The sequence below is a fragment of the Paludisphaera borealis genome, from assembly GCF_001956985.1.
In the GTDB taxonomy this organism is placed as follows: domain Bacteria; phylum Planctomycetota; class Planctomycetia; order Isosphaerales; family Isosphaeraceae; genus Paludisphaera; species Paludisphaera borealis.
In genome coordinates this window covers 779896-806382 of record NZ_CP019082.1, presented here as the reverse complement: position 1 = coordinate 806382, position 26487 = coordinate 779896, and the positions used below count along the sequence as shown (strand labels likewise).

At 66.5% G+C, this 26487-nt stretch carries 17 protein-coding genes and 1 tRNA gene; 12 read left to right on the top strand and 6 right to left on the bottom strand.

Annotated elements, in window-relative coordinates:
• Nucleotides 1-59 precede the first annotated feature (59 nt).
• Nucleotides 60-473, top strand: coding sequence for a membrane protein insertion efficiency factor YidD (gene yidD / locus BSF38_RS32560; protein ID WP_076343401.1), 414 nt, complete (start codon nucleotides 60-62; stop codon nucleotides 471-473).
• A 30-nt stretch (nucleotides 474-503) separates the two neighbouring features.
• Here yidD and BSF38_RS03065 read toward each other — a convergent pair whose 3' ends face one another.
• Genes BSF38_RS03065 through BSF38_RS03055 form a run of 3 tightly spaced genes read right to left on the bottom strand, consistent with a single transcriptional unit; the run spans nucleotide 504 to nucleotide 5926 of the window.
• Nucleotides 504-1883 carry a hypothetical protein gene (locus BSF38_RS03065; RefSeq protein WP_076343400.1) on the bottom strand — a complete coding sequence of 460 codons (1380 nt, stop codon included), beginning with the start codon at nucleotides 1881-1883 and terminating at the stop codon, nucleotides 504-506.
• Nucleotides 1884-1908: 25 nt separating this feature from the next.
• On the bottom strand, nucleotides 1909-3360 hold the full coding sequence (locus BSF38_RS03060) for a DUF1501 domain-containing protein (RefSeq protein WP_076343399.1): 1452 nt from the start codon (nucleotides 3358-3360) through the stop codon (nucleotides 1909-1911).
• A complete protein-coding gene (locus BSF38_RS03055) occupies nucleotides 3350-5926 on the bottom strand; it encodes a PSD1 and planctomycete cytochrome C domain-containing protein (protein ID WP_076343398.1) in 2577 nt (858 codons plus the stop codon). Before BSF38_RS03055 ends, BSF38_RS03060 begins: the two co-directional genes overlap by 11 nt.
• Before the next feature lie 184 nt (nucleotides 5927-6110).
• On the opposite strand from BSF38_RS03055, the gene BSF38_RS03050 reads away from it, so the two are divergent.
• The 8 genes from BSF38_RS03050 (at nucleotide 6111) to dgoD (ending at nucleotide 18093) form a co-directional block, all read left to right on the top strand.
• Nucleotides 6111-6182: transfer RNA gene (locus BSF38_RS03050), tRNA-Gly, on the top strand.
• Between the two features lie 333 nt (nucleotides 6183-6515).
• Nucleotides 6516-7529 (top strand): LacI family DNA-binding transcriptional regulator, encoded by a 1014-nt coding sequence (locus BSF38_RS03045; protein WP_237170721.1) that lies wholly within the window; start codon nucleotides 6516-6518, stop codon nucleotides 7527-7529.
• Between the two features lie 339 nt (nucleotides 7530-7868).
• Nucleotides 7869-11147, top strand: coding sequence for a PSD1 and planctomycete cytochrome C domain-containing protein (locus tag BSF38_RS03040; RefSeq protein ID WP_076343396.1), 3279 nt, complete (start codon nucleotides 7869-7871; stop codon nucleotides 11145-11147).
• Between the two features lie 17 nt (nucleotides 11148-11164).
• Nucleotides 11165-12640, top strand: a complete 1476-nt coding sequence (locus BSF38_RS03035; protein ID WP_076343395.1) for a DUF1501 domain-containing protein — start codon at nucleotides 11165-11167, stop codon at nucleotides 12638-12640.
• Nucleotides 12641-12665: 25 nt separating this feature from the next.
• The gene (locus tag BSF38_RS03030) at nucleotides 12666-14009 is read left to right on the top strand and encodes an MFS transporter (protein WP_237170720.1); all 1344 of its coding nucleotides are present in this window, start codon (nucleotides 12666-12668) and stop codon (nucleotides 14007-14009) included.
• Between the two features lie 16 nt (nucleotides 14010-14025).
• Nucleotides 14026-15471: a hypothetical protein gene (locus BSF38_RS03025; RefSeq protein ID WP_076343394.1), complete on the top strand. Its 1446-nt coding sequence runs from the start codon at nucleotides 14026-14028 to the stop codon at nucleotides 15469-15471.
• A gap of 81 nt (nucleotides 15472-15552) precedes the next feature.
• The gene (locus BSF38_RS03020; protein WP_076343393.1) at nucleotides 15553-16875 is read left to right on the top strand and encodes an aspartate aminotransferase family protein; all 1323 of its coding nucleotides are present in this window, start codon (nucleotides 15553-15555) and stop codon (nucleotides 16873-16875) included.
• A gap of 39 nt (nucleotides 16876-16914) precedes the next feature.
• Nucleotides 16915-18093: a galactonate dehydratase gene (gene dgoD, locus BSF38_RS03015; protein ID WP_076343392.1), complete on the top strand. Its 1179-nt coding sequence runs from the start codon at nucleotides 16915-16917 to the stop codon at nucleotides 18091-18093.
• A 20-nt stretch (nucleotides 18094-18113) separates the two neighbouring features.
• On the opposite strand, the gene BSF38_RS29780 is transcribed toward dgoD, so the two are convergent.
• The 3 genes from BSF38_RS29780 to BSF38_RS02995 all read right to left on the bottom strand — a co-directional run bounded on the left by BSF38_RS29780 (nucleotide 18114) and on the right by BSF38_RS02995 (nucleotide 23006).
• Nucleotides 18114-19877 (bottom strand): GDSL-type esterase/lipase family protein, encoded by a 1764-nt coding sequence (locus BSF38_RS29780; protein WP_083712660.1) that lies wholly within the window; start codon nucleotides 19875-19877, stop codon nucleotides 18114-18116.
• Nucleotides 19878-19905: 28 nt separating this feature from the next.
• Nucleotides 19906-21912 carry a prolyl oligopeptidase family serine peptidase gene (locus tag BSF38_RS03000; protein WP_076343391.1) on the bottom strand — a complete coding sequence of 669 codons (2007 nt, stop codon included), beginning with the start codon at nucleotides 21910-21912 and terminating at the stop codon, nucleotides 19906-19908.
• A gap of 188 nt (nucleotides 21913-22100) precedes the next feature.
• Entirely contained in the window at nucleotides 22101-23006 is a 906-nt protein-coding gene (locus tag BSF38_RS02995) for a hypothetical protein (protein ID WP_145951945.1), read from the bottom strand.
• A gap of 320 nt (nucleotides 23007-23326) precedes the next feature.
• Here BSF38_RS02995 and BSF38_RS02990 point away from each other — a divergent pair, with 320 nt between their 5' ends.
• The 3 genes from BSF38_RS02990 (at nucleotide 23327) to BSF38_RS02980 (ending at nucleotide 26443) form a co-directional block, all read left to right on the top strand.
• A complete protein-coding gene (locus tag BSF38_RS02990) occupies nucleotides 23327-24196 on the top strand; it encodes a hypothetical protein (protein WP_145951944.1) in 870 nt (289 codons plus the stop codon).
• 185 nt (nucleotides 24197-24381) lie between these two features.
• A complete protein-coding gene (locus BSF38_RS02985; RefSeq protein ID WP_076343388.1) occupies nucleotides 24382-25320 on the top strand; it encodes a hypothetical protein in 939 nt (312 codons plus the stop codon).
• A gap of 85 nt (nucleotides 25321-25405) precedes the next feature.
• Complete coding sequence (locus BSF38_RS02980; RefSeq protein WP_076343387.1) at nucleotides 25406-26443, top strand: AAA family ATPase; 1038 nt, start codon at nucleotides 25406-25408, stop codon at nucleotides 26441-26443.
• Nucleotides 26444-26487 lie beyond the last annotated feature (44 nt).

Below are 26487 nucleotides of genomic sequence, written 5' to 3'. Positions count from 1 at the left end.
GGGTTGGCTTTTGATACGGTGTTCTCGGACTCACGTCGAGGGTGACGAGGATCGCAGAGATGACCGGATCGATTGACGTCGCGCTTGGCCGTTTCATGGTCGTCTTGATTCGCGGCTATCAGCGTCACTTGTCGCCGCGCAAGGGTTATTCCTGCGCCCACCGGGTGAAGCATGGGGGCGAATCCTGCTCGGAGTTCGCTCGGAACATCTTCGCCCACGAGGGTTGGCGGGCCGGACTGGGAAGCCTTCAAGCCCGCTTCGTCGCGTGCCACGCCGCAAGTCGGTCCCTCAATGCCGACCGACTCAACCAACGGCTCTACGATGAAGATTTTGACATCCCGCTTGGCGTCGAGTCGAAGGATCCAGCCAAAAGCGGTCCAGAGCAGGAGGAATCGGCTTGCCGCGGCGACCAAGAGACGGCGGAGTGCTGTTGCTGGTGCGGAGCCGAGTTCTGCGCCAAGATCACCGTCTGACGGCGTCTCGGGAATCGGCTCCTTGTCGACTCAGTCGCGGAGCAGCCGCTTGATCGCGTCCATCAGGACCGGCTCGACCTCGGGGGCGACGAGCGAGGCGTGAGGGCTGGTCTCATAGCCCCCTTGGGGATAGGCTTCGGCGGTGCCGATGTAGCCGGGCCCGTAGTCGCCGTAAGCGGCCGTCGCCACGAACAGGTCGGGCCGAAGCTCCTGGGCCGCGAGCTGGTACTCGACGAACAGCTCGCCGGGCAGGTGCAGGAGCCGAGCCTTCTTGCCCAGCTTCAGGCAAGAAACGTCGATCGTGGCGCCGTCGTGGCAGCGTCGCAGCCAGACCAGTTCGCTGGCGGCCGTCCCACGTTCGCGGATCGGCTTCGACTTGTCGGCGACGATCGCCAGCAGCGTTTTCTCGTCGAGGTGCGGGGCAGGGGGGAGCGCCACGCGGACGGTCTCCCACCCCAGGTCGGCGGCGGCGATCGGCGTCTTGACCGTCGCCTCCCACGCCTTCGACATGCCGTCGGCCACGCGGTCGGCGAGCACCTGACGGTTCTCGGGCGCGCCGTCGTTGTACTTGCCCGCCCCGATGTTACCCCCCGCGCCGTTGAAGTGGATGTGCGGCACGCCCGTCGCCTGCTGGCGCTGGTCGCGGGCCATGCCGGGGAAGTCGGGGTTCGCCAGCCCGGTGCGGTAATAGCTCTGCGGGTGCGTGGCGTAGTACGAGATCGCGACGATCGGCTTGTCGCCCGCCCAGAAGCTGACCATCCGGAGCGACGGATCGATCACGCCGACCGGCCGATCGCGGACCTCGGGGTCTTTGCAGGCCGTGTAGCGGACGTGCTCGACCTTGCCGTCGGGGCCGAGGATGCGGCGGTTGGACGCGACTTTCTCGATCTCCGCCCGGCCCAGACCCAGATGCGTCACCGGCTTCGCCTCGGCGACCGCCTTCTTCACCGCAGCGGCCGTCCTCGCGATCACGTCGCGGGCCAGGTCCGAATCATAGAATTCGCGATTGATCCCGTATTCGGCGAGCAGCCGGTCGGTCGAGAAGTCGCACACCGGCGCGTCGTGCTGATGCAGCGTGTGAACCTCGATCCGCTCGACGGTCGTCCCCGCCGCCTCGGCCAGCTTCGCGCGGAACTCGCGCTGGCCGTCGTTGCCGACGCCGATCCAGTCGAGCGCGCAGAGCACGATCGGCGTCCCCTCGCCGATCAGCACGACCCCCTTGCAGCTCAGCGGGTGCACGGTCCCCTTGGTCGGGTCGTAGGCCAACGGACTGCCGACCGGCGGCGAGGCGTCGACCGCGAAGACCCCCGCCCGCAACGGCGGAGCCTCGTCGCCGAAGGCCGCCCCCGAGAAGACGAACGCCGCGCACAACGCCGGAACCGCCACGATCACGGGCAACCATCGCGACATATCAGATCGTCCTTACTCTATTACATCAAGCGTTGAGGATCTCATTGACGACGCGGGCCTTGCGGCCGTCGGCGAGGTGTTGCAGGCGGCCGTTGGCCTGATACGCGAGCTTGGCGTGATCGAGGCCGAACAGGTGGAGCACCGTGGCCTGGAAGTCGTTCGGCGTGACGACGTTCTCGACCGCCTTGTGGCCCACCTCGTCGGTCGCTCCGAAGGTCATCCCGCCTTTGACGCCGCCGCCGGCCATCCAGATGCTGAACCCCTGGCCGTTGTGGTCGCGGCCCGCGTTGGCGTCGAGCGCGCCTTCGACGACCGGCAGACGGCCGATCTCGCCCCCCCAGTGGACGAGAGTCGTGTCGAGCAACCCGCGCTGCTTGAGGTCCTTCACGAGCGCCGCGGAGGGCTTGTCGGTGCGCCGGCAGATGTCGGCGAGCCCACTGCGGATCGCGGTGTGGTTGTCCCACGGCTGACCGCCGAGGAAAAGCTGGACGAACCGGACGCCGCGCTCGACCAGCCGGCGGGCGATCAGGCAGCGGGCGCCGTAGTCGCGGGTCGCGTCCTCGTCGAGTCCGTACATGCGCTGGATGTACGCGGGCTCGTTCGAGACGTCGAGCGCCTCTTTGGCGGCGGTCTGCATGCCGGCGGCCAGCTCGTAGCTCTGGATGCGCGACTCCAGATCGGCCTCGCCGGGGTGCATCGCCAGGTGCCGCCGGTTGAGGCGGTCGAGCAGCGCGAGGTTCTGCTGCTGGACGGTCCCCTTGATCTGCGGCGGCGGGTCGAGGTTGAGGATGCGCGGCTCCTGCGGGCGCAGGACGGTCCCCTGGTAGAGCGCCGGCATGAACCCGCTCGACCAGTTGATCGTGCCGTCGACGGGGTGTCCGCCGGGGTCGGAAAGGACCATGTAGGCGGGCAGTTCGCGGGCCTCGCTCCCCAGGCCGTAGACCAGCCAGCTCCCCATCGTCGGCCGCCCCGCCACCGCCGGTATGCCGCCGTGGAAGTAGCGGATCGAGACCTCGTGGCCGTTGTGCCCGGTGTGCATCGACCGGATCACGCAGAGGTCGTCGACGCACTTCGCCGTCTCGGGCAGAAGCTCGGAGATCGGGGTGCCGCTCTGGCCGTGCTTGGCGAACTTCCAGGGACTGCCGAACAGCTTCTTGCTCGCCCGGTTGACGAAGCTGAAGCCGACCTCGCCGGCGTAGTCGGTCCCGTTCATCCGCCACAGGTCGGGCTTGGGGTCGAATAGGTCGACGTGCGACGGCCCGCCGTGCATGAACAGCGAGATCATCGCCTTCGCCTTGGGCGCGAAGTGCGGCTTTCGCGCGTTCAGGTTCAGCGGTAGGTTCTCGGCGATGGTGTTGCCCGGATTGGCCAGCAACCCGTCTTCCATCAGGAGATGGGCCAGGGCCGCCGAGCCGACGCCAAACGCCGTCTGCGACAAGAACGACCGCCGGGTCGCGTAACGTTCGTCAATCCACATAGAGAAACTCGTTGGAATTGAGGAGTTGCTGACACAAGTGCGCCAGCACGGTCTGGTCGCGATCCCCCTTTGCGTTCTCGCGGTCGAGCAATCCCCGCTGCTCGGCGGCGAACCCACGCGCCCACTCCATCTCCTCGGCGCTGATCGGCCGCTCGTAGATCAGCCGCCAGGCGTAGGCGATCCGTCGCTCCTGCATCGGCTTCGAGGCGTCGTAGAAGCCCTCGGGCGTCTCGGCCTGAGCCCGCGCGGCGATCTTCGCCGAATGGTTCAGAAGAAAGTCGCTGTTCATGAGCATGAGCGACTGCGGCGCCGAGGTGCTGTCGGTCCTCCGGTCGCAGTTCACGCTCATCACCGGCGCATCGAAGGCCGACAGGAACGACACCGGCCGCGTCCGCCTCATCTGAAGATACACGCTCCGCCTCGGCGCGTCGTCGGCCGGCGACACCAGGCCGACGGCGTCCTCGGCCACCGCCACCGCCGGGCCGTGGAGCCGCGCGTCGAGACGGCCGCTGACCGCCAGGATCGCGTCACGCAGCGACTCGGCGTCGAGCCGACGCACCGGGTAGCGGCCCAGCAGCAGGTTCTCGGAATCGACCTGGTCCTTCGCCGGATCGCGGCGGGACGATTGCCGATAAACGGTCGACGTCATGATCAACCGATGCATCGTCTTGAGGCTCCAGCCCGAGTCGACCAGCTCGGCGGCCAGCCAGTCGAGCAGCTCGGGATGGCTCGGCGGGATGCTGAGCGCCCCGAAGTCGCCCGGCGTGTCGACGAGTCCCCGGCCGAAGTGGTGCGACCAAACCCGGTTGACCAGCACCCGGCCGACCAGCGGGTGCGTCCCGCTCGTCAGGTGCCGGGCGTAAGCCAGCCGCCGGCCGCTGCTGGGAGCCTTGGGGTCGGCGTCGGCGATGTCGAACCGCGACCCCTCGGGCGCCGCGATGGTCAGGTCGCCGGGAGCGACCGCCTTGGTCGGCTGGCGGTAGTCGCCGCGATGGAAGAGGTGCGTCTCGGGCCGCACGCCGGCCGCCTCGTCGAGCACGCTGACGAAGTCCTCGACCGGCTTCTCGCCCCGCTTGGCGGTGACGCGTTCTTGCTCCTTCTTCAGCTCGTCGGCCGCCTTCTGATTGTACTGGTAGAGCACCCCCGCCGAGATGTTCAGGCTGGGATTATGGGCCATGAGCGTCTTCTGCTCCTCGGTCCGCTTGGCTTCCGGCGTGTCGCGGGCCTCGCGGAGCTTGCCGCGTAGCGGCTCGGGGAACTTCTGAAGCTCGACCTCGACCGCCGCCGCGATATACGTGTTCGTCTTGGCGTCGATCTCCTTCTGAATCGCCTGCGCCTCGGCCTCGAGCGCGGCGGCCTTGGCCCGCTCGGCGTCCGACTGAAGCGAGACCAGCCGCTGCCCCGGCCGTCGCCAATGCGACGGATCGAGAGCCGGCTCGAACACGGCGCGGAGGCGGTAGTAATCGTCCTGCGGGATCGGGTCGTAGCGGTGGTCGTGGCACTGGGCGCATCCGACCGACAGGCCCAGAAACGTCGAGCCGACGACCTTCAGCGTGTCGGCCACCATCTGGTTCGACTCGAGCGCGAGGTCGCCGCCGCCGTTCGACGTGCCGTCGGCGACCATGCGGAGGTATCCCGTCGCCGCCAGCGCCTCGACCTGCTCGGGCTTCAGATCCTTCCACGGCCGGGGCGTCAGCTCGTCGCCCGCGAGCTGCTCGACGATAAACCGATCGAGCGGCTTGTCGGCGTTCAGCGATCGGATGACGTAATCGCGATATTTATACGCGTAGGGCCGCGTCGTGTCGTCGGCCCCGTCGCCGTCCGAATCGGCGTAACCCGCGACGTCCAACCAGTGCCGCCCCCAGCGCTCTCCGTAGTGCGGCGAGGCCAGCAGTCGATCGATCAATCGCTCGTAGGCGTCTTCACGCGAGTCGGCGAGAAAGCCCTCGATCTCATCATGCGAAGGAGGCAGCCCGGTCAGATCGACGCTCGCGCGGCGGATCAAGGTCCGCCGGTCGGCCTCGGGGGCGAACGCCAGCCCGCGCTCGCGGAGCTTCGCCACCACGAACCCGTCGATCGCCGTCCGCGCGCGATCGCCGTTCGCGGCGGCCGGAGGCGCGGGCTTGCGAACCGGCTGGAAAGCCCAGTACGCGCGATCCTCGGTCGTGACGCCGATCCCCGGCGAGAGCTTCTCCGGCTCGTCGTGGAGCGTCGCCGCGCCGGACGCGATCCAGCGTTCGACGATCGCGATCTGCTCGGCCGGCACCTTCTTGTCGCCCGGCGGCATCTCGCCCTCGCGCAGCCGCGTCAGCAGGTAGCTCTCGTCGAGGTTCCCCGCCACGATCGCCGGGCCGCTCTCTCCGCCCTTCTCGGCGAACCGTTTGAGCCGCAGGTCGAGCTTGCCCTTGGTCGCTTCGCCACCGTGGCAATCGAGGCAATACGCCTTGAAGATCGGTCGCACGTCCTTCTCGAACGTGAGCCGCTCCTCCCCCCGCGCCCCGTGCGTCCCGAACGCCGACGCCATCGTCAGCGCGCCGAGAACCACCGCCGAACGGACCTGAGCCATGTCCGTTGAACTCCGTAAATCCACCCGAACTCACGACCGCACTCTCCGCGCGGCCCGCGACGTCGATGTTAAATCATTGTTACACCCGCCGTCAAAAGCAAGCCCATCCCCCCCTCTAGGCGGTTGCCCTGGCCGTCGCGAGTCGCTAAGATGACTTTCGTGCATGGCGACTCGCCATCTCACCGCGGGCGTAATTCAGTGGTAGAATGCCAGCTTCCCAAGCTGGACGTCAGGAGTTCGAATCTCCTCGCCCGCTTTAATTTACGACGAATCACTTCCTTGGCTGCCCAACCACTGGTCCACCCGTCGCCGCCAGCACGGGATGGGAACCATTTTCAAGCCTCTGCTTCTTCGACGCCTCCGGCTTGGCCTGCGGCTCTTGTCGATTCACCACACCATGGGCCGGCCGACCGGCGCGACGGTCAACTTCGTCGACGCCTCGCCTTCCTGTCCCCAACCGCACGGATCGCACCGCCACGGCCGGATGGGGACTTGGTATTATACCAGTCTCCTCCAAAGCGCCCACGAGACGTGGAGGAAGGTCCGTCCTCGGGCAAGGCTCCGGTAGAATGACAAGGTACGGTTGGTCATGAGAGTGACAATGCGTGAGGTGGCGAAACGGTCTGGAGTTTCGCTCCAGAGCGTCTCGAACGTCCTGAACGGTCGGACCTCGCAGATGCGGGAAGAGACGCGTCTACGCATTTTGCAATCGATTCGCGACCTGAACTATCAGCCCAATGTGCAGGCGCGGGGCTTGCGGCTGCAATGCACCAAGACCATGGCCTTTCTCACCATCGACCCGGCGGTCCGGTTCCTCTCCGACCCGTTCCACGTCGCCATCCTGAGCGGCATGGTCGACACTCTTCGACAGCAGGATTATGGGCTCCTGGTCCAGGGGTTCCATCCCGACCAGGCCGGCGGGGGGTTCCGACGTCTGGTGCATCAGCGCCGCTTTGACGGCGCGGTCGTCCACCTCTCCGGTTCGCCGGATCGGCGGTCGGAGCACATTGAGGAACTGAAGAGCACCGGTTGCCCTTTCGTCCTGATCGAGGATCGCGCGGAGGCTTCCACCGCCGCTTGCGTTCTGGCCGACAACCGAGGGGGGGCCGCCGCCGCTGTCGCATTGCTCCAGGCCGAGGGACATCAGCAGATCGGGTTCCTCGCGACCGACCGCCTCTGGCCCGCCGTCGAGAAGCGGATCACCGGTTACGAAGAGGCGATCCGCACGAGCGGAGGCCGTTGGAGCCAGGTCTGGGGAGTCGACCGCGAGACCGTCGAGGGGGCGCGCAGCAGGGTCGAAGCCATCCTCCGCGACGACCCCGCCGTCACCGCCATCCTCTGCGCCAACGACGTACTCGCCGTCGGTGCGATCCAGGCGGCCAAGCAGCTTGGACGCAAAGTCCCAACGAGCCTGTCCATCATCGGCTTCGGCGACAACGACATCGCCCAGCACCTCGATCCCCCCCTGACGACCGTGGCCTTGCCCGGCGTCGAGATGGGAGGACGCGCCGCCGAACTCCTCCTCGCCTACATCCAAAACGGCAAGTTCGACGCCCCAGAAGTCGTCTTCCCAACCAAGTTGATCCGTCGCGGCAGTGCTTGACGCGACGACACCCCCATAACACGCTCAGCTTCTTAACCCCGTCGAGCATGAGGCTTCGAGATCGACCTCGCGACGAGAAGATCAGATAATTTTCCAACACGAAGCTTGACGGACAAGGATTTGCCTTATAGCTTCTCTTTAACGATAAAGCTCAGCAAGAAACCGGTCAGCGGCCGGACTCCCCCGCAGTGATTCACGATTAACGGCGTCCTGGCGCCCCTGCCTGCCGATCCAGGATTCTGAATACGGCTGTCATCCGACGGAGATTTTCCACTCCCCGACCGCTCGCCCCTCCGCTCATCGCATTCGGTTGGCGGGAAACGTTGGAGCTTCACCAGAATGCGTTCCGCTCTTCTTCTGATCACCGGCCTCTGTTGCGCATTCGCCCCACGCACGGCGCCGGCGGGCGAGACGATCGACTATGTCAAGCAGATCAAGCCGATCCTCTCGGCTCGGTGTTACGCCTGTCACGGAGCGCTCACGCAGAAAGGCAAGCTTCGCACCGACTCGGTGAAATCCCTGATCGCGGGGAGCGCCGGCGGGCCGGTGATCGAGCCGGGCAAGAGCGACGAAAGCCGGCTGGTGGACCTCATCTCCGAGGAAGGAGAAGGGCGGATGCCTCCGCCAGGCGACGGAGAGGCGTTGAGCGCCGATCAAATCACATTGATCAAGACCTGGATCGACCAGGGAGCCGTCGCTCCTCCCGGCGACGCTCCCGAGCCCGACCCGCGCGACCACTGGGCCTTTCGCCCTCCGGTTCGTCCGTCCGTCCCCCCGACCGACGCCGCGCGGCCCGGCAATCCGATCGACGCCTTCCTCGCCGCCGGCTGGAAGGCGAAGGGACTGACGCCGCAATCCTCGGCCCCGAAAAGCCTGCTACAGCGTCGGGTCTACCTCGACCTGGTCGGCGTCCCCCCAACGGCCGAGGAGCAGGCCGCGTTCCTGAACGACGACTCGCCCGCCGCTTACGAGGCGATGGTCGATCGTCTCCTCGCCAGCAAGCACCACGCCGAGCGCTGGGGACGACATTGGATGGACGTCTGGCGCTACAGCGATTGGTGGGGCCTGGGCGCCGAGGTTCGCAACAGCCAGAAGCACATCTGGCACTGGCGGGACTGGATCATCGAGTCGCTGAACGCCGACAAGGGCTACGACCAGATGATCCGCGAGATGATCGCCGCCGACGAAACGCATCCCGACGACCCCGATCGGCTCCGCGCCACCGGGTTCCTCGCCCGCGGCTACTTCAAGTTCAATCGCAACACCTGGCTTGAAGAGGTCGTCGAGCATACGAGCAAGGCCTTCCTGGGCTTGACGTTCAACTGCGCGAAATGCCACGACCACAAATTCGACCCGATCAGCCACAACGAGTACTACCAATTCCGCGCCTTCTTCGAGCCCTATCAGGTGCGGACGGACCAGGTTCCCGGCCAACTGGATTTCGAGAAAGAGGGCATCCCCCGCGCCTTCGACTCCAACCTCGACGCCCCGACGTACCGTTTCGAGCGTGGAAACGAGGCCCGCCCGTTGAAGAATCAGCCGCTCAAGCCAGGGGTGCCGTCGTTGCTCGCCTGGGCTGACCTCGCCATCAAGCCGGTGACGCTTCCGCTGGAGGCGTCGCGGCCGGGGTTGCGGCCGTTCGTCCTCGAAGACCATCTCAAGGCGGCGAACGCTCGGCTTGAGACGGCCCAGAAGTCCCTGGCGAAGGCGCGAGAGCATCTGGCCGCGGTCGAGGCGGACGAGACCTCAGCGCCTGCCGGCGGGGCCGCAAGCGCGGCACGTTCCAACTTCCGCGACGATTTCTCCGTGGCGCGCCCTGGCGACTGGGAGTCGACGGGGGGACGTTGGGTCTACGAGAACGGCAAGCTCTTGCAGAACGATCCCGGAGAGATCCGGTCCGTACACCGGACCAAGGCGAATCATCCGGTCGACTTCCGCGCGTCCCTCCGGTTCACCATCACCGGCGGCGAACCCTGGCGATCGGTGGGATTGAGCTTCGACTCCGCTGAAGGGCGCGAGGTCCTCGTCTATCTGAGCGCCCATGCGGGCGGCCCCAAGCTCCAGATCTCCTATCAGAAGGGGGGGGCCAGCTCCTATCCGGCGGAAGGGAGCCAGGCCCGGCCGATCAAGGTCGGCGAACCGTATGAGCTGGCCGTCAGCGTTCGAGGGACGTTGGTGAACGTCGCCGTCAACGGCGAACACGCACTCGCCTACCGCCTGCCCGTCGAACGGGGCCCCGGGGCGATCTCGCTCGTCACCTACGCGGCGAAGGCTGAGTTCACCTCGATGGAGCTGGTCTCGCTCGCTCCCGGAACGCAATTCGTCGAGGTCGGTTCGCCGACGTACAAGGGAGCGAAGCCCATCGATCGAGCCAAGGCCCAGGTGACGGTCGCCGAGAAGGCGCTCGCGACGGCCCTGGCCCAGCCGAAAGCGCTCCAGGCGCGGGTCGCCGCCGATCGAGCTCGCTTTCAACAACCCCCGGCCGAGAACGCGAAGTCGCTGGCCATCGCAGCGGCTCTTGCCGAGCGCCAGGAAGCCCTGGCCAAGGCCGAGGAAGCACTCGCCCGCCTCGAATTGCAGGTCGACGCCAAGGCGAAAGATGCGAAGGACGACCAGAAGCAGCATCAGGCCGCGACCACCGCTCTGGCCGCGGCCCGTAAGGCGGTCGAGGAGAAGAGCGAGGCTTACACTCCGCTCCGCGGCGCGCTGAAGGCGGTCGAGTCGCCCACCGACACCGACGGCCCGAACGTCTTGACCTTCCCCGCCACGAGCACGGGTCGTCGCACCGCGCTGGCGAACTGGTTGACCGACCGGAGGAACCCGCTGACGGCCCGCGTCGCGGTCAACCACATCTGGGCTCGCCACTTCGGCAAGCCGCTGGTCACGACCGTCTTCGACTTCGGCCGCAAGGGAGCCCAGCCGACTCATCCCGAGCTGCTCGACTGGCTGGCCGTCGATTTCATGGAGAACGGCTGGAGCATGAAACGGCTCCATAAGCTGATGGTCCTCTCCGATGCCTATCGCCGCAGTTCGTCAAGCGCCGGCGCGGCGGCCGCCACCCTCGCGGCCGATCCGGAAAACCGCCTCTACTGGCGCATGAACCCGGTCCGGATGGAGGCGCAGGTCGTCCGCGACAGCCTTTTCCACATGGCCGGCGAGCTGTCCGATCAGTCCGGCGGGCCGTCGGTCCCGCAGTCCGAAGCGATGTCTCCCAGGCGGAGCGTTTACTTTGTGCATTCGCACAACGACCACAACAAGTTCCTCTCCACCTTCGACGACGCCAGCGTGCTGGACTGCTACCGGCGAGACGAGAGCGTCGTCCCCGTGCAGGCGCTGGCGCTTTGGAACAGCAGCCTCTCGCAGACCATGGCGGCGAAAATCGCGGACCGTCTGAACAAACGGCTCGGCGAGACGTCCGACGCGAAGTTCGCCGTCGAGGCGTTCCAGACGATCCTCTGCGCCCCGCCGACCGCCGACGAACGCTCGGCGTGTGAACAGGCCCTTACTGACCTGAAGACGCTGTTGGAGAAGCGAGGCGCGACCGAGCCGAACCGGCGAGCCCGCGAGATCCTTGTGCAGTCGTTGCTTAACCACAACGATTTCATCACCATCCGCTGACCACGGACGAGGGAACCATGCCCACCCCGATTCACCAAGGCAGTGGCTGTTGCCCCGGCGGTCACCGACGCCGCTTTCTGGCCGATATGGGAATGGGCTTCACCGGCCTCGCTCTGGGGGCCATGCTCCATCGCGACGGCGTCGCCCGAGCCTCCGACGGGATCTGGACGCCTCCCAACGGTCGTCCCCATTTCGCGCCCAAGGCCAAGTCGGTCATCTGGCTCTTCATGAACGGCGGCGTCAGCCACATGGAGACCTTCGACCCGAAGCCCGAACTGACCAAGTACGCGGGAAAGACCATCGCCGAGACCCCTTACCAGGGGACCCAGGACCCGAAGAAGCTCGCCCTGGCCCGCGTCGTCGTCGTGAACGACGCCAACGGCCAGGCGCGCACGCAGCTTTATCCGCTTCAGATCGGTTTCAAGAAGTACGGCCAGAGCGGGATCGAGGTCAGCGACTGGCTGCCGCATATCGGCGGATGCATCGACGACGTCGCCGTTGTTCGTTCGATGTACACGACGGACAACAACCACGGCGCGCAGACGCAGTTTCACTCGGGCCGCCACATGCTCGACGGCGAGTATCCCAACATCGGGGCGTGGGCGCACTACGGCCTCGGCTCGCTCAACGACAATTTACCTCAGTACATCTCGATGGGCGTCCGGGAGTACTGGAACAAGACCGACGGCCATTACCTCGGGCCGGCGCACGACGCGATCCCGATCCGGATCGATCCGGCGAACCCACTCGATTACGGCCGCCCCGAGATGGAGCTCGGCGACGCCGAGCAGAAGCTCGGCTTCGGCCTGGTCGATCGCCTGAATCGTCTCCGCGCCGTCGAGTATCCCGACGACCCGACTCTGACGGCTCGGATCAAGGCCTATGAGCTGGCCTACCGGATGCAGGGATCGCTTCCCGAGGTGATCGACTTCCGCGACGAGACCGAGGAGTCCCAACGGCTCTACGGCCTCGACGACCCGGCGACGAAGGACTTCGGCGCGCAGATGCTGGCCTGCCGGCGGCTGGTCGAGCGAGGGGTCCGGTTCGTCCAGGTGCAGGACGGCGGCGGCGGGGCAGGGGCCTGGGACGCTCACGGCGGCCTGAGGGCCAACCATGCCGGAAACTGTCGGCGGATCGACAAACCGATCGCCGGGCTCCTGACCGACCTGAAACGCCGCGGATTGCTCGACGAGACCCTCGTGGTCTTCGGGACCGAATTCGGCAGAACCCCCGGCTCGCAGGGGAGCGACGGTCGCGACCACCACATCTACGGCTTCTCGGTCTGGATGGCCGGCGGCGGGATCAAGGGGGGCGTGGTCCACGGCGCGACCGACGAGATCGGCTTCCACGCCGAAGAGAATCGCCACTACGTCACCGACGTCCACGCGACCATCCTCCACCTTCTGGGCCTGGACAGCCGCAAGCTGGAGATCCCCGGACGCAAGCGTCTGGAGATCGACCACGGAACGCCCATTCGCGAAATCATGGCGTGATCAGGACGTCGACACGGGGGCTGGTTTGAAGCAAGACGTAAACATCAATCTGGCGATGGATGCCGCGAGCCTCGCAACGGACGAGTCGTTCCCCCTCCTCGATCGGCCCGCCTACGCCGGCGCGTCGCGGGTTCGACATACCGTCCTGGTCTGGCTCTGCATCGCCACGACCATCGCCTACATCGATCGCGGCTGTCTGAGCGTCGCCGAGAAGTTGATCCGCGCCGATCTCGGGCTGACCGAGTCGCAGATGGGCCTGGTGATGAGCGCCTTTTTCCTGGCCTATGCGCTCTTCCAGATGCCCGCCGCCTGGTTGGACCATGTTTGGGGTTCCAGGCGCGCACTCCCTTTCTTTTCCGCCTCCTGGTCAGTGGCCACCGGGATCTGCGGCGCCACGAACGGAGTCGCTCTCCTGCTCCTGGCTCGCTTCTCGATGGGCGCGGCGGAAGCGGGCATCTTCCCCGCTTCAACGGGCGTCCTGAGCCGCTGGTATCCGGTGTCGCGACGCGCCTGGGTCAGCGGGGTCCTGACCAGTTTCATGGGCGTCGGAGGGGCCGTCGGCGCGGCCTTGACGGGGACCATCCTCGTCTATGTTTCTTGGCGTTGGATGTTCATGCTTTACGCCGTTCCAGGGTTGATCTGGGCGCTGGGTTTCGCGTTCTGGTTCCGCAACACGCCCCGCCAACATGCCTCGGTCAACGCGGCGGAACTTGCGCTCATCTCCGAAGGGGCGAAACCAGTGGATCACCAGGCGCCGGGTCCGATCGCCTGGCGCGCCCTCGCGACCAATCGGGCGGTTCTCGGCCTGGCCTTGCAGCAGTTCTTCCGCGCGGCGGCGGCGATCTTCTACCTGAGTTGGTTCCCGACCTACTTGCACGAGACCAGAGGCGTCGGAGTCTGGGAAGCGGGGCTGCTCACGAGCCTGCCGCACTGGACGACCATGCTCGGCTGCCTGGCCGGAGGCTGGCTCTCGGATCGCGTCCTGGCGACGACGGGGAAGCTCCGGCTTGCTCGCCAGGGGGTCGCCGTGGCGAGCATGCTGGCGGCGACCGTCTCGATCGGCCTGGCCTACCCAATTTCCGACGCCCGATTGGCCGTATTCATCCTGAGCATCGGAGCGTTCTGCGCGGCGTTGGCCGGCCCCTGCGCCTATGCACTGACGATGGACCTGGGGGGACGCAACACCCCGCAGGTCTTCGGGATCATGAACACGGCCGGAGCCGTTGGATCGATCCTCTTCCCCATCCTCGTCCCCAAACTCGTCGCACTGACGGGGTCCTGGGACGCCGTGCTTGCTTTCTTCGCTGCAATCCATATCGTGGCTGGCGCGTGCTGGCTCCTCTTCGACGCCGACCGCGACGCCATCTGATTTCAACGGACCGATCATGCCGACTCCCCTGGAAACACCGCAAAGCCTCTGTTCGTTCGGCGTGGCCCGTGGCGACGTCACTCCGCCGGTGGGGATTTATCACCGGATGTGGGGCGCCGCCTCCCATGAGCGCTCCACCGGGGTCCATCGGCCTCTCACGGCCACCGCGGCCTTCATCGCCCCTCCGGGCCGTCCGTCGGAGGGCCTTGTGCTGTTGGCCCTCGATCACTGCCTCTTCTGGGACCTTGAAACCCAGCAGCTCCTGGACTCCGTGGCGGCGAAATCCGGCGTCGCGCGGGAGCAACTGCTCGTCGCATTCTCGCACACGCACGCGGCCGGCCTGATGGACTCTCGACGCGCCGACCGTCCCGGGGGCGATCTCATCGCCCCTTACATGGCGGATCTCGCCGAGCGGCTGGCCGGCCTCGTCGCCGAGGCCAGGGCCCATGCGGAACCGGCCACGCTCTGCTACGCGAAAGGTCGGTGCGATCTCGCGGCGCATCGCGACCTCTTCGATGAGGCCTGCGGTCGATTCGTCTGCGGGTTCAATCCCGGCGGCCCCGCCGACGATACCGCCATGATCGTCCGCGCCACCGGCGCCGACGGCCGCACGCTCGCCACGATGGTCAATTACGCGTGCCACCCGACCACCCTCGCCTGGGAGAACACGCTCATCAGCCCCGACTTCCCGGGGGCGATGCGCGAGGTCGTCGAGCAAGCCACCGGCGTTCCCTGCCTCTTTTTGCAGGGGGCTTCGGGGGAACTCGGCCCGCGTGAGGGTTTCGTCGGCGACCCGGCCGTCGCCGACCGCAACGGCCGACAACTCGGTTACGCCGCGCTCTCGGCCCTCGAAGGGATGCCGCCGCCGAAGACCCGGTTCGAGTACGCCGGCCCCGTCGAGTCGGGGGCGGTTCTCGGCCCCTGGCGTCACACCCCGCTTGACGCCGATCGGCTTCGCGACCTGGAAGCCTGGGAGTTGAAGCGATGGACCGTCGAGCTTCCCTACCGCTCCGACCTCCCCACCGCCGAAGCCACAAGGCAAGACCGCGCTCGCTGGGAGCGCGAGGAGCAAGCCGCCTTGAAGCGCGACGACCGAGCCCGCGCCGCCGAGTGCCGGGCGTTTGTTGAACGCATGGACCGACAACTCGTCCGGATCGGCGACATCCCTCCCGGGCCTGACTTTCCGTTCGACGTCTTGCTCTGGAAGACCGGCGGCGCCGCCTGGCTGGCCGTGAAGGGCGAACATTACCAGCACCTCCAGGTCGAACTCCGACGCCGCGCCCCCGACGTGCCGATCGTGGTGCTGACTCTCGTCAACGGTTGGCAACCCGGCTATTTGCCGACCGCGTCCTCCTATGGTCGCGGGATCTATCAAGCCGACGTGGCCGTTCTGGCCGCCGGCTCGTTGGAGTCGCTGACCGACGACGTCGCCGCCCGGATCGCCGAGTGGTTCCCCGCTTGAGGGGCGACCGCCTACACCTGCTTCATACTTAATCATGATTCGCCGTTCCCTCCGGCGATCACGTCCATTTCGAGAGATTCCATGGAATTCGCGCAATCCAAGGCCTTGTTCGCCCGCAACCGTCGCCTGATCCCTGGCGGCGTGGTCTCGCTCAACCGGCTGGTCGATCCCGAAATCGCCTTCGTGCGCGGGTGCGGCCCCCGGGTCTGGGACGCCGACGGCAACGCGTACCTCGACTACCACGCCGGGTTCGCCCCCTACCTCCTCGGCCACAGCCATCCCGAGGTCCAGGCGGCCGTCGTTCGGTCGGTCGAGGAGGGCTGGACCTTGATGGGTTCGGGGACCACGCCCTGGGAAGGGCGGGCGGCCGAACTACTTTGCGAATCCGTCGCGTCGCTCGACCGCGTGCAGCTCACCACGACCGGCTCCGAGGCCACATACCACGCCCTCAGGCTCTCTCGGGCGCACACCGGGCGCGATCACATCGTCGTGATGCAGGGAGGCTACAACGGCTGGCACGACGAGGTCGCCTGCAACGTCATGACCCCGCTGGAGAAGCTGGGGCCGCGTTCCGAGGGGAGAGAGAATCCGTTCGTCCCCCTCTCCGCCGGAATGCCGTCGAACGTCGCGTCACGGGTTCATGTGATCGAGTTCAACGACCTGGAAGCCGTCGAATGGTGCTTCCGGAACTACGAGGTCGCTTGCCTCGTCACCGAGCCGATCCTCCAGAACATCGGCATCGTGAAACCCCGCGCCGGCTATTTGCAAGGGTTGCGCGACCTCTGCGACCGATACGGCGTCGTCCTGGTTTTCGACGAGGTGAAGACCGGCTTCCGGCACGCCCTCGGTGGATATCAATCGCTGGTCGGCGTCCGGCCGGATCTCTCCACCTTCGGCAAGGCGATCGCCAACGGCTACCCGCTGGGAGCGATCGGCGGCAAGGCCGAGATCATGGACCTCTTCAGCCACCCCGACGCCGACCGCCGCGTGCTGATCGCCGGCACGTTCAACGGCCACCCGGCCCCGGTCGCCGCCGCCATCGCCACGATGGAGATCCTCAAACGCGACCAGGCGGCCATTTATCCCAAGCTGGAGGCGCTCGGCGCCCGGATGCAGCAAGGGCTTGAAGCCCTCTTCGACCGTCACGGCGTCACGGTCACCGTCGCTCGCCAGGGATCGGCCTTCTGCGTCTACTTCATGGACCACGCCCCCAAGAACTGGCACGACCTGGCCTCGAACAACGACATGGCGCGCGACGTCCGCTATCGCAAAGCCCTGATCGCCCGCGGCGTCTATCACTTCCCCTTGCCCACCAAGCAGGGGAGCATCTCCACCGCGCACACCGAAGCCGATATCGACGCCACCCTGGAGGCGACCGACGCCGTTCTCCGCGACGGGATCTGAGTCGACTGATCAGGGCGATACGAATCAAAGAGGCATGCCATGAAGATTACCAAGATCGAAACATTCGTCTGCAATGCGCGGATGCGGAACTGGATCTTCGTCAAGGTCCATACCGACCAGGCTGGACTCTACGGCTGGGGCGAGGCCACCCTGGAGTGGCACACCCGCGCCGTGGTGGGGGCGATCGAGGACATCTCGCAACTGCTGATCGGCGAAGACCCAACGCGGGTTGAACATCTCTGGCAGATGATGTATCGCCAGCATTTCTGGCACGGCAACGGCATCGTGCGCGGGACGGCCATCAGCGGCATCGACCTGGCCCTCTGGGACATCGTCGGCAAGATCCACGGGGTTCCCTGCCACAAGCTCTGGGGAGGGGCCGTCCGAGACCACATCCGGCTCTACTGCCACCTTGGCGGAGGCCGGATGGAGGACTTCTATCAGACCGACCCCACCGACGCCCGCCGCTTCGGCGACCTAGCCCAACGCGCGGTCGCGCAGGGCTTCACCGCATTCAAGTCGATGGCCGTCCCCGAAACCATGCCGCTCGAAGGGCTGCGCCCTCTGAAATACGCCGAAGCCTGCGTCAAGGCGATGCGCGACGCGGTCGGCGACGACATCGACATCATGGTCGACTGCCACGCCCGCCCCTCACCCCGGATGGGGCTGCGGTTCGCCAAGGTCCTTGAGCCTTACGGCCTCTACTTCTTCGAGGAACCCTGCTGGCCCGAGACGATCGAGGACATCGCCCTCATCCAGCGTTCCGTCTCGACGCCGATCGCGACCGGCGAACGCCTCGTCTCGCAGCACGCCTTCCGCGAACTCCTGGAACGTCGAGCCTGCAGCGTCCTCCAACCCGACATCACCCACTGCGGCGGCCTCTCCGAGGCCCGGCGGATCGCCGCGATGGCCGAGGCGTACCGCGTGGCCCTCGCCCCGCATAACCCTCAGGGGCCCGTCAGCACGGCCGCCTCGCTCGAATTCGGCTTCGCCACGCCTTCCTACATCATCTGCGAAGCCGTCCTCGACGACGTCCCCTGGCGCTCGGAAGTCGTCCGCGAAGGCTTCACCATCGTGCCCGAGGGGCGCATCGTCCTTCCCAACACGCTCCCTGGCCTGGGGATCGAAATCGACGAAGAAGCCATCAAGAAACACCCTTTCGAACAGGAAGTCCTGCTCCGGAGCTTCTACCGAGACGGCAGCGTCGGCGACTGGTGAAAAATACCGGCGCGGCCAATTCACGGTCGCAGCCAGCGCTCGAACCAGGCAAGCATCTCGGCCCGCATCTCCGGCGTGTAGACGTGGCCGACCTCCGGATAGAGGATGCTGCGGAAGCGATCACCCATCCCCAGCGCCTTATAGGCGCCCCCGACGGACCGCTCGAGAGCGCGGACCCCGTCGGCGGGCGAGCCGGCGTCCAGATCCCCGGTCAGCGCCAGGAACGGCCGGGGCGCGATCAGCGCGAGGACACCTTCGCTATCGAAGTGCCTGAGCAGGCCATTCGCGAAGTAGTAGACGCCGTGAGCGCGGAGTTCGCCGTGGGCGATGAGGTTCTGGTAGCGGGTGAGGCAGGCCACGGCCACCACGGCCGCGACCCGCTCGTCGACCGCCGCGAGCCACCAGGCTCGCGTGCTCCCCATGCTTATGCCGGTGGCGCCGATCCGAGACACGTCCACTTCCGGGCGGCTGCAAAGATAGTCGAGCGCGACCTGATCGTCGCGCACGAACATGCCCCAGAGGGTGCGGCCGAGCCACAGGTTGAGCTTGAACAGGTCCTCCTGCTCGGTCCGGCCCGATTCCGCCGTGCCCGACGGCCCGGTCCCGGCGCGGTCGCCGTGCCAGTAGGCGTCGGGTGAGAGCACGGCGTAGCCCGCCCGCACGAAGGTCTCGCCCAGCGACTCGGCGCCGCCGTTGGTCCCGGGGATGATCACCTGCGTCTTGTCGGGGGTCGAGGAATGGAGCCAGAGGATGGCGGGCATCGACGCTTTTCGGCCCTCCGGGACGAGCATCAGGGCCGACACCTCGCCGTCGACGCCGTTGCTGAGTGCGATTTTTTCGAGCGTGTAGCCCGGGCGGAGTTCTCGGGAGATGATCCGGGCTCGCGGGGGCGAGGGACGGGGTGGCAGGTCGCCGAGCGAATCGACGACGGTTTGAAGGATCTTCGGCCGCTGCTCCTTCCAGGCGCCGGCGTCCGCCGGGATGCGGAACTCGCCGAACTTGAGCCGACGATAGGCCTCGGGCACCAGCGCATCGCGTTGGGCTTCCGTCTTGCGGTATTCCACGGCGGCCTCGGGCCCGGACGCCGGACGGGGCAGGGGCCGATAGCGGTGAACCGTCACCTGCCGAAGCACGCAGTCAGCGACCGCCTCGGAGAGCCGATCGGAGCCGGCGGGCGTGTAATGGGTCCCATCGGGTCCGAGCATCGTCTCCGGGGCTCCCTGCTCGACCACCCAGTGCAGGTCGTGGACGGGCACGCCGAGGTCACGCATCGCCGTGATCGCCGCGGAGTTGTACCGCTTTACGTCGGCCTCGATCCGGTCGAAGTCTCCACCCCTCCGCGCGTGCCGCTCGTCAAGGATCGGAGTCGTGTCGGCGAAGACCAGCGCCGCGTCCGTCGCTTCGCGGATGCGAGCGACGATCTTGCGGAGATTGTCTATGTATCCATTGATCTCCACCTGATGACGTCCGTCCTGCTTGGCCCGCTTCAGGTCGTGCAAGCCGCAGTTCAGATGCACGACGTCGGGCTTTTGGCGAACGACCCACTCGTCGAGATGGGCGAGCACGTTCGCGCTGTCGCCGCCATTCTCCGGAGAACTGACGACGACGGCCTTGCCCGAGAGCCGCTCGGCGACGCGGGGGGCGTAGCCCAGTCGGATCGAGTCGCCGACGAGCACGACTCTGGGAAGCCGTGGCCCGGGAGAGGCGTCCGCTTGCCCCCGGGTCGGCGCGTTCGCCGTGAACAGACCCACGACAATGAGAAGCACCGCCACGATCGACCGCATTGCTCGTCTCCTGATGCGTCGCCTGGATTCATCTCACGGGAGCGGCCCACGCTTCGTCGAAGAAACCGCCCCGGACGACGGATTCAGCCTCCGGCCGGGACGGGTCGTCGGGCGTCTTGACGACGGCCCAGTCGCCCAGACGTGGAAAGAGCAGGTAGTTCAATGAGGCGAGTTCCTTCTCATGGAAGGTGTGCCCACTGTTGAAGACCACGTAGCGGCCGTCGGCCAGGGGATTCGGCTGGATGAGCATCAGCGCGTGGCCGGCGGCGGGGACCTTCGCGTCTCCGATCGCGCACTCTTCCCGCGTCCAGCGCACCGGCAGGCGGGGGAGCACCCGGGCGATCCACGAGTTGCTCCCGGGGTCGCCGAAGAGGATCAAGTTGTAGCGGCGGGCGTCTTCCGCCGTGACCGCCGTGTCGTCCTTGATCGGCAGCGCGCCGCGGAAATAGCGGCTCCACTCGTGGGAAAACCGCTTCAGGCTCGCCTCCGCCCATGTCTGCACGGCGGGGTCCCAGGCCGTTCCCGTGCCGCGCACACAGAGGAATGGAGTCGTGAACGCGTCGTCGATCGGTCCCTGCAACCCCGGCTGCTTGCCGTCCAACTTCAGGATGTCGAGATCGCCCAGGAAGGCCCACCGTCCAGCCCGCTTGCCGACGACGATGGCGGAGCGATCCCGTTCCACCGGTCGCCCCGGCAAGGAGACGACCTCATCCTCAATCCGGACGGTCCTCACCGTCGCGGCCACCGGAGAACGGATGGCGAACCGCGTGACGTTCTTCGGCTCGACCACCACGACCGCGCCTTCCATCTCAACCCGCGCCTCCAGCTCGGCGCGGGCGTAATGCTCCTCCATCCCCAGGACCTGGACCCAGTGGCAACGGCTGTACTTGAGCGTCCACGTGACGAACCGGATCCGCCCTGGAGCGTGATCCAGCCCCTTCGTGGCGAACTCGCCGATCCGCCGCATCTGCTCCTTGTGCGTGACGGGGTCGATGACGTGGCCCGTGCCTGGGGAAATGAGATTGACCATCGCGAGGCCTTCCTTCGCCATCGCCCGGCTCATGATCTCATGAGCTTGAAAGAAGACGTCCTTATCGCCAATGCAAGCGACAGTGGGGACCACGCCGGCATTCGCCGCGTAGTCGACCGAGTCGAGCATGTGAAGCATCTTTTCCTGGTCCGGCGGGAGCGGGCCGACCTTCACGAAGTTCGACAGCGGCGTCTTCGAGAACTCGTACGTGTCGACGTAGCCGCAGTACGGGCCGAGGGCCACGAAGCGGTCCGGGTGCTTGAGCCCCAGGTGCCAGGTCCCGGAGGCCCCCATCGACATCCCGCGCAGCACGATCCGGTCGCGGTCGACGTTGTAGTTCCGGCAGACGGCCTCGATCGCCTCGAAGACGTCGGTTTCGCCAGCCCAGCGATAGCCGTTTTCGACCCGCCCGAGCGGGTGAAGCTCGATGTAATCACGCTCCAGGGCGCCCGAGGCGGGACCGTCGCCTTCGTCGAAGCGAGCAATGAAATGGAGTTCGCTCATCCCCACGGGCTTGCTGCTGCCGTGGAGCACGACGTCGAGCCGCGCGGGCCTGGTCCGGTCGTACCGGGTCGGAACGACCACGGCGTAAGGCTGGACCGAGCCGTCCACCGCCGAAACGAAGCCACGGACGACCTTGCCCTTTCTCCCCGCCCATGGCGATTCACCCGCCTCGAGCGCATTCACCCGGCTCCGGAACCGATCGACGGCCGATTTCAGGATCCCGCGATCGGCCGTTGAAAAGCTCGCGTCGTACTTGAGCGCCCAGGCGACCCCCTTGGCGAAGAGCTCCGCGTCGGCGATGCGGTCGGGCTCCCCTTTCGAGTGATCGGCCGCGTCACGCTTCAGCGTCGCGAGCCGGGCCGACGCGTCGCGCAAGCCGCTCTCGATCTGCTGTCGCTCCTCGGCCCCAAGAGGCCCTTCGGCGTCGGCTGCAACCGCCGGGCCGGCCGTCAGGGCGGCGAAGATCGTGACAAGAATTCGGCAGCGGCCTGCGATGTCCACGAGCCCGTCCCCTTTCCGTTTGGCGAACCGTCGATATCAGATCGACCGGATTGTCAGGGGAAGGCCGCCCTTCCGCAAGGGGGAGCACCGTCACCGCGGCCCGTGCGACTCCGAACTCCTCCTCGGCTGTCATGAAAATAATCCCGCGAAAGCATGCCCGAATCCCCTTTTTATGCTGAGAGGCGTTGTCACTTCGGGGGCTTCTGCTTCTTGCCGGTCCGCGACGGGTCCACAACGCGTCGAGGCGTCAGGACGTCGAAGTAGGGATCGGCGGCGCTGATCGTGTGCGGGGGGTCTTTGCTCGGGGACGTCCAGACGTCTTGAAGGCCGATCTTGAGAGCGACTTCGGCATGGGAGAGGGGCGCGGCGGCGAACGACCATCTGGCGGGGCCGGCGCCGCTCTTGCGGGCTTCGACCATCATCAGAACTTCGGGGTTCGTGCCGTGAGCGAAGATGAAAAGGCCCCCGTCGACGACGCCCGATCCGGGGTCGGAGTAACGGTCGACCGGATGAGGAAGAAGCCGGAGCGCGTAATGCTGGCCGTTGCCGCCGACCCAGTACTCGCGCGCGGCGAACCGCTTGGCCAACTGGTGCATCTGTCGCAGCCGTCCCGACTCATCGGCGGCGGGAGCCGGCGCATCGGGGATCTCCTTGAACTCGACGCCGCCCGTTCGAGGCGCCCAACGGACCCCGCTCTCCTCCGCCTTGACCAACCCGGTCGACAACGAGACGAATTCGAGCGACCATTGGAAGTAAAGCTCGATCCCGACGACGGCGACCGGTCGGCCCGACACCCTCCAGACCCACAGCCCGCCGTCGCTGAATTCCCGGGTCGGATCGGTCCAGCGGAGCAACGGCTGCTCCGACATCACGGCCGGCGTCTCCGACCCGTCGCCGTCGATCGATGCGAGGCGGATCGACGCGGCGATCTGATCCATCTCTTCGAGACGCTCCGCCCGCTTCGCTTTCTCCGCCGCGCTATCGGGAGAGGCCGCCTCCTGACCGTTCGCCCGACGGCCGAGCGCGGCGGCCGTGACGATCAACGCCCCACTCACTGAAATCAACAGGATCACGCAATGGAGATATGACCGCATGGTGAAGACTCCTCGCGTTCCGGGCAAGACGCGGCCCGACATGCGAGGGCGAAACCGAATCGGCGAGGCGCCGAATCAATCCGCCCCCATTTCGGCTACAAGCGTAGTCGGCATCAGTAGCGGCGTCAAGTGGGTCGGTTCGATCGCCGACGCCTCGCACATCGGCCTAGTGTCCGCCTCGACCGCGACGACGCCTGTAGACGGAAGACGACAAAACTAAAAACGAAAATCGGTGCTTCCTTTCGTCTGGGAGGGCGAGTATAAGCGAAGCAGTCCGACGGATGTCGGTTTTCGGCCTCGATTCAGGAGGAGAGCTCGCCATGCGTCGAAACGTCGTGTTATTGCTGGTTGGCTTATGCGCTTCGGCCTCGGCTCAAACGGGGGAGTCGCCCTCGGCGACGACGGAATCGGATCGTGCGATCGAGGCGTCGAAAATCGCCGCCGCCGCGGTCGCCGAGTACCGCTTCAGCCGTGAAGGCGAACAGCCCGCGCTGCTGGTCCTCGAACCGAAGTCGTTGCTTCAGTGGTCGAATCCCGTCGCCGGCTCGATCCACGGTTCGGTCTTCATCTGGACCGAAAAAGGACGGCCCGAGATGGTCGCGACGCCCTACAAGCTATTCGGACCGAGGTTCTTCCACCTCGGCCTCGAATTCCATTCGCTTTCGACTTCGCCGATTCGCGCTGAACGAGGCGAAGCGGTCGTCTGGACCCCAACGAAACCCGGCCTCTCGTTCGCCCCGGTCCCGGGTGCGCCGGCGCCCGCCGAGTCTCCTTCCGCCCGCCTGCGGCAGATGCGCGATCTTGCACAGCAGTTCAGCGCCCGCGGGGTGAAGGAGAGCGGAATTCCGCTCCACTTTCGGCTGCTGACACAACCGATCCACCGATACGCAAGCACCGATCCCTCGGTCCGGGACGGCGGCCTGTTCGCCTTCGTCGAGGGGACCGACCCCGAGGTCCTCCTGCTCATCGAGGCCCGGCGCCGCGAAGGCGGGGCCTTCGGCTGGGACTACGCGATCGCGCGGCTGAACAGCATGGCCCTGCACGTCGAACATCGCGGCCGAGAAGTCTGGTCGACGCCGAGCATGCCCTGGGAAATCGTGTTCGGCCACGCCGAGCCCTATACCTTGTTCCTGTTCGAGAACCACGACGCAAATTCCCCGGGGTTCTCCGCCTTGGCTGAGAAACCCTGAATCACGCGCCTCGAAGCCGCGGCGAGCGACCGAGGAAAGAAAGCATCAAGGACTCCGAGAATAACCGTTGACACGACCGCCGCACCGACTATATTTGTAGCCAGTCGACTGAATTCGTAATCCGCCTGCTTGGCGGCCTGGGTCGATCGGCGAAAGGTGCGAGTCGGGACGGGGGGCACGCTGCAATGAGCCGCTGGAAACCGTCGCTGCTGTACTTCGTGGTGGTTCTGTCGCTCGCCGGCGCCGCTTCGGTGTTCTCGGCCGAGTCCCCGAAGCGCCCGGGAACGAAGCGAGCCCTGGTCATCTGTGGAATTCCCGGCGACGACGAGCATCGGGCGCTCTTCGCGGGAGCCGTCGAGAAGATCGTGAGCGCGTTGACGACCCGTTGCGGGTTCGAGGCGGCCGACGTCTTCGTGCGCTTCGGCGATCCGGTCACGGCCGGCGACGGCCCCGCGTTGCAGAAGGCCCGGGGGCTCTCGGACCGCGCCGGGATCGAGGCCGACGCGGCCGAACTACGGAACCGCGCCCAGCCCCACGACTCCGTTTTCGTGATCGCGATCGGACACGGGCACTTCGATGATCGCCACGCGCACCTCAACCTGCCCGGCCCCGATCTCGACGAGCAAGAGTTCGGCAAGCTGTTCGAGGGGCTCAAAACCCGTGATCAAGTGTTCATGATCGGCACTCCCGCGAGCGGATTCTTCATGAAGCCGCTCGCCGCGCCCGGACGAATCGTCATCACCGCGACGGAGGCCGATCACGAGGTGAACGAGACGCTCTTCCCGCTCGCCCTGGTCGACGTCCTGACGACGCCGCCGGAAGGAATCGATCGCGACAAGGACGGCTCGATCTCAGTGTTCGAGCTTTACCTCGCCGTCGTCGCCAACGTCATGAAGCGGTACGCCGACGACATGTTCCTGCCGACCGAGCACGCTCGGCTCGACGACAACGGCGACGGCCGGGGCAGCGAGTTGCAACAGGCCTATCTTCCCGCCGAACTGGGAGGCTCCGCGAAGCCTCGCCCTCCCCGCGCGTTCGGCCCGAAAGACGACGGCTCGCTCGCCTCGCGTACTCCGTTCGCCGCCGCGCCAGGCCCGAAGCCCGAAGCGGCGAAGACCAAGTAACCGCGGATCGGTCGAAACACGCTCCGCAAGGTTGAGCCCAGAACTCCGATCCGATCCAATCCAGACATGAAGGGACCGTTGACTGATGGACGACTCGAAAACCGTCGACAGCCGCCGGCCGGACGGGCTGTCGAATGAAGACGCTGCGATCGTCGGTCGGCTTCGCGACGCGAGGATCCGCGTGCGCGAGGAAATGGCGAAGGTCGTCGTCGGCCAGGAGTCGATCATCGACAACCTGCTCGTCGCCTTGCTTTGCCGCGGCCACGTCTTGCTGCTGGGCGTCCCCGGGGTCGGCAAGACGCTCATGTCGCGCACCCTGGCGCGAACCCTCGACATGGAGTTCCGCCGGATTCAATTCACCCCCGACCTGATGCCGTCGGACATCACCGGCGTCGACATCATCGAGGAAGACGCGCAGACCGGCCGTCGCAAACTGGAGTTCCTCCCCGGCCCGGTCTTCACCAACTTCCTGCTCGCCGACGAGATCAACCGCACCCCGCCGAAAACCCAGGCCGGAATCCTCCAGGCCATGCAGGAGCGCGAGGTCTCGATCGGTCGCAAGACCTACCCGCTCAATCCTCCGTTCTTCGTCGTCGCGACCCAGAACCCGATCGAGATGGAGGGAACGTATCCACTTCCCGAAGCGCAACTCGATCGTTTCATGTTCAACCTGATCGTGAAATATCCGACGCCCGCGGACGAGTTGCAGATCGTGAAGGGGACCACCGGCACCAAGACCGGCGAGGCTCGACCGGTCTTGAAGGCGGACGAGGTCATCCGGCTTCAGGACCTCGTCCGCGGCGTTCCCGTCGCCGACGCCGTCGCGATGTACGCCGTCCGGCTGGCCGCCTCCACGCGCCCCGGCGAGTCGAAGGAGATCGACGGCGTCCATAAGTATCTTCTGTACGGAGCCAGCCCGAGGGCCTCGCAGTACCTCGTCCTGGGCGCGAAGGCGCGAGCGATCCTGGCCGGCAAGTACCACGTCGACTTCGACGACGTGAAAGCGATCGCGGGCGCCGTGCTCCGGCACCGGCTCGTGCTCAACTTTCACGCCCGCGCCGACGGCGTCGACGCCGACGCGGTGATCCGCCGTCTGATCGAGTCGGTGAAGTTCGAAGCCTGAGTGCAGCCGGCCGGCCTCCTTTCGTCCTTTTGCGAGACGCGATC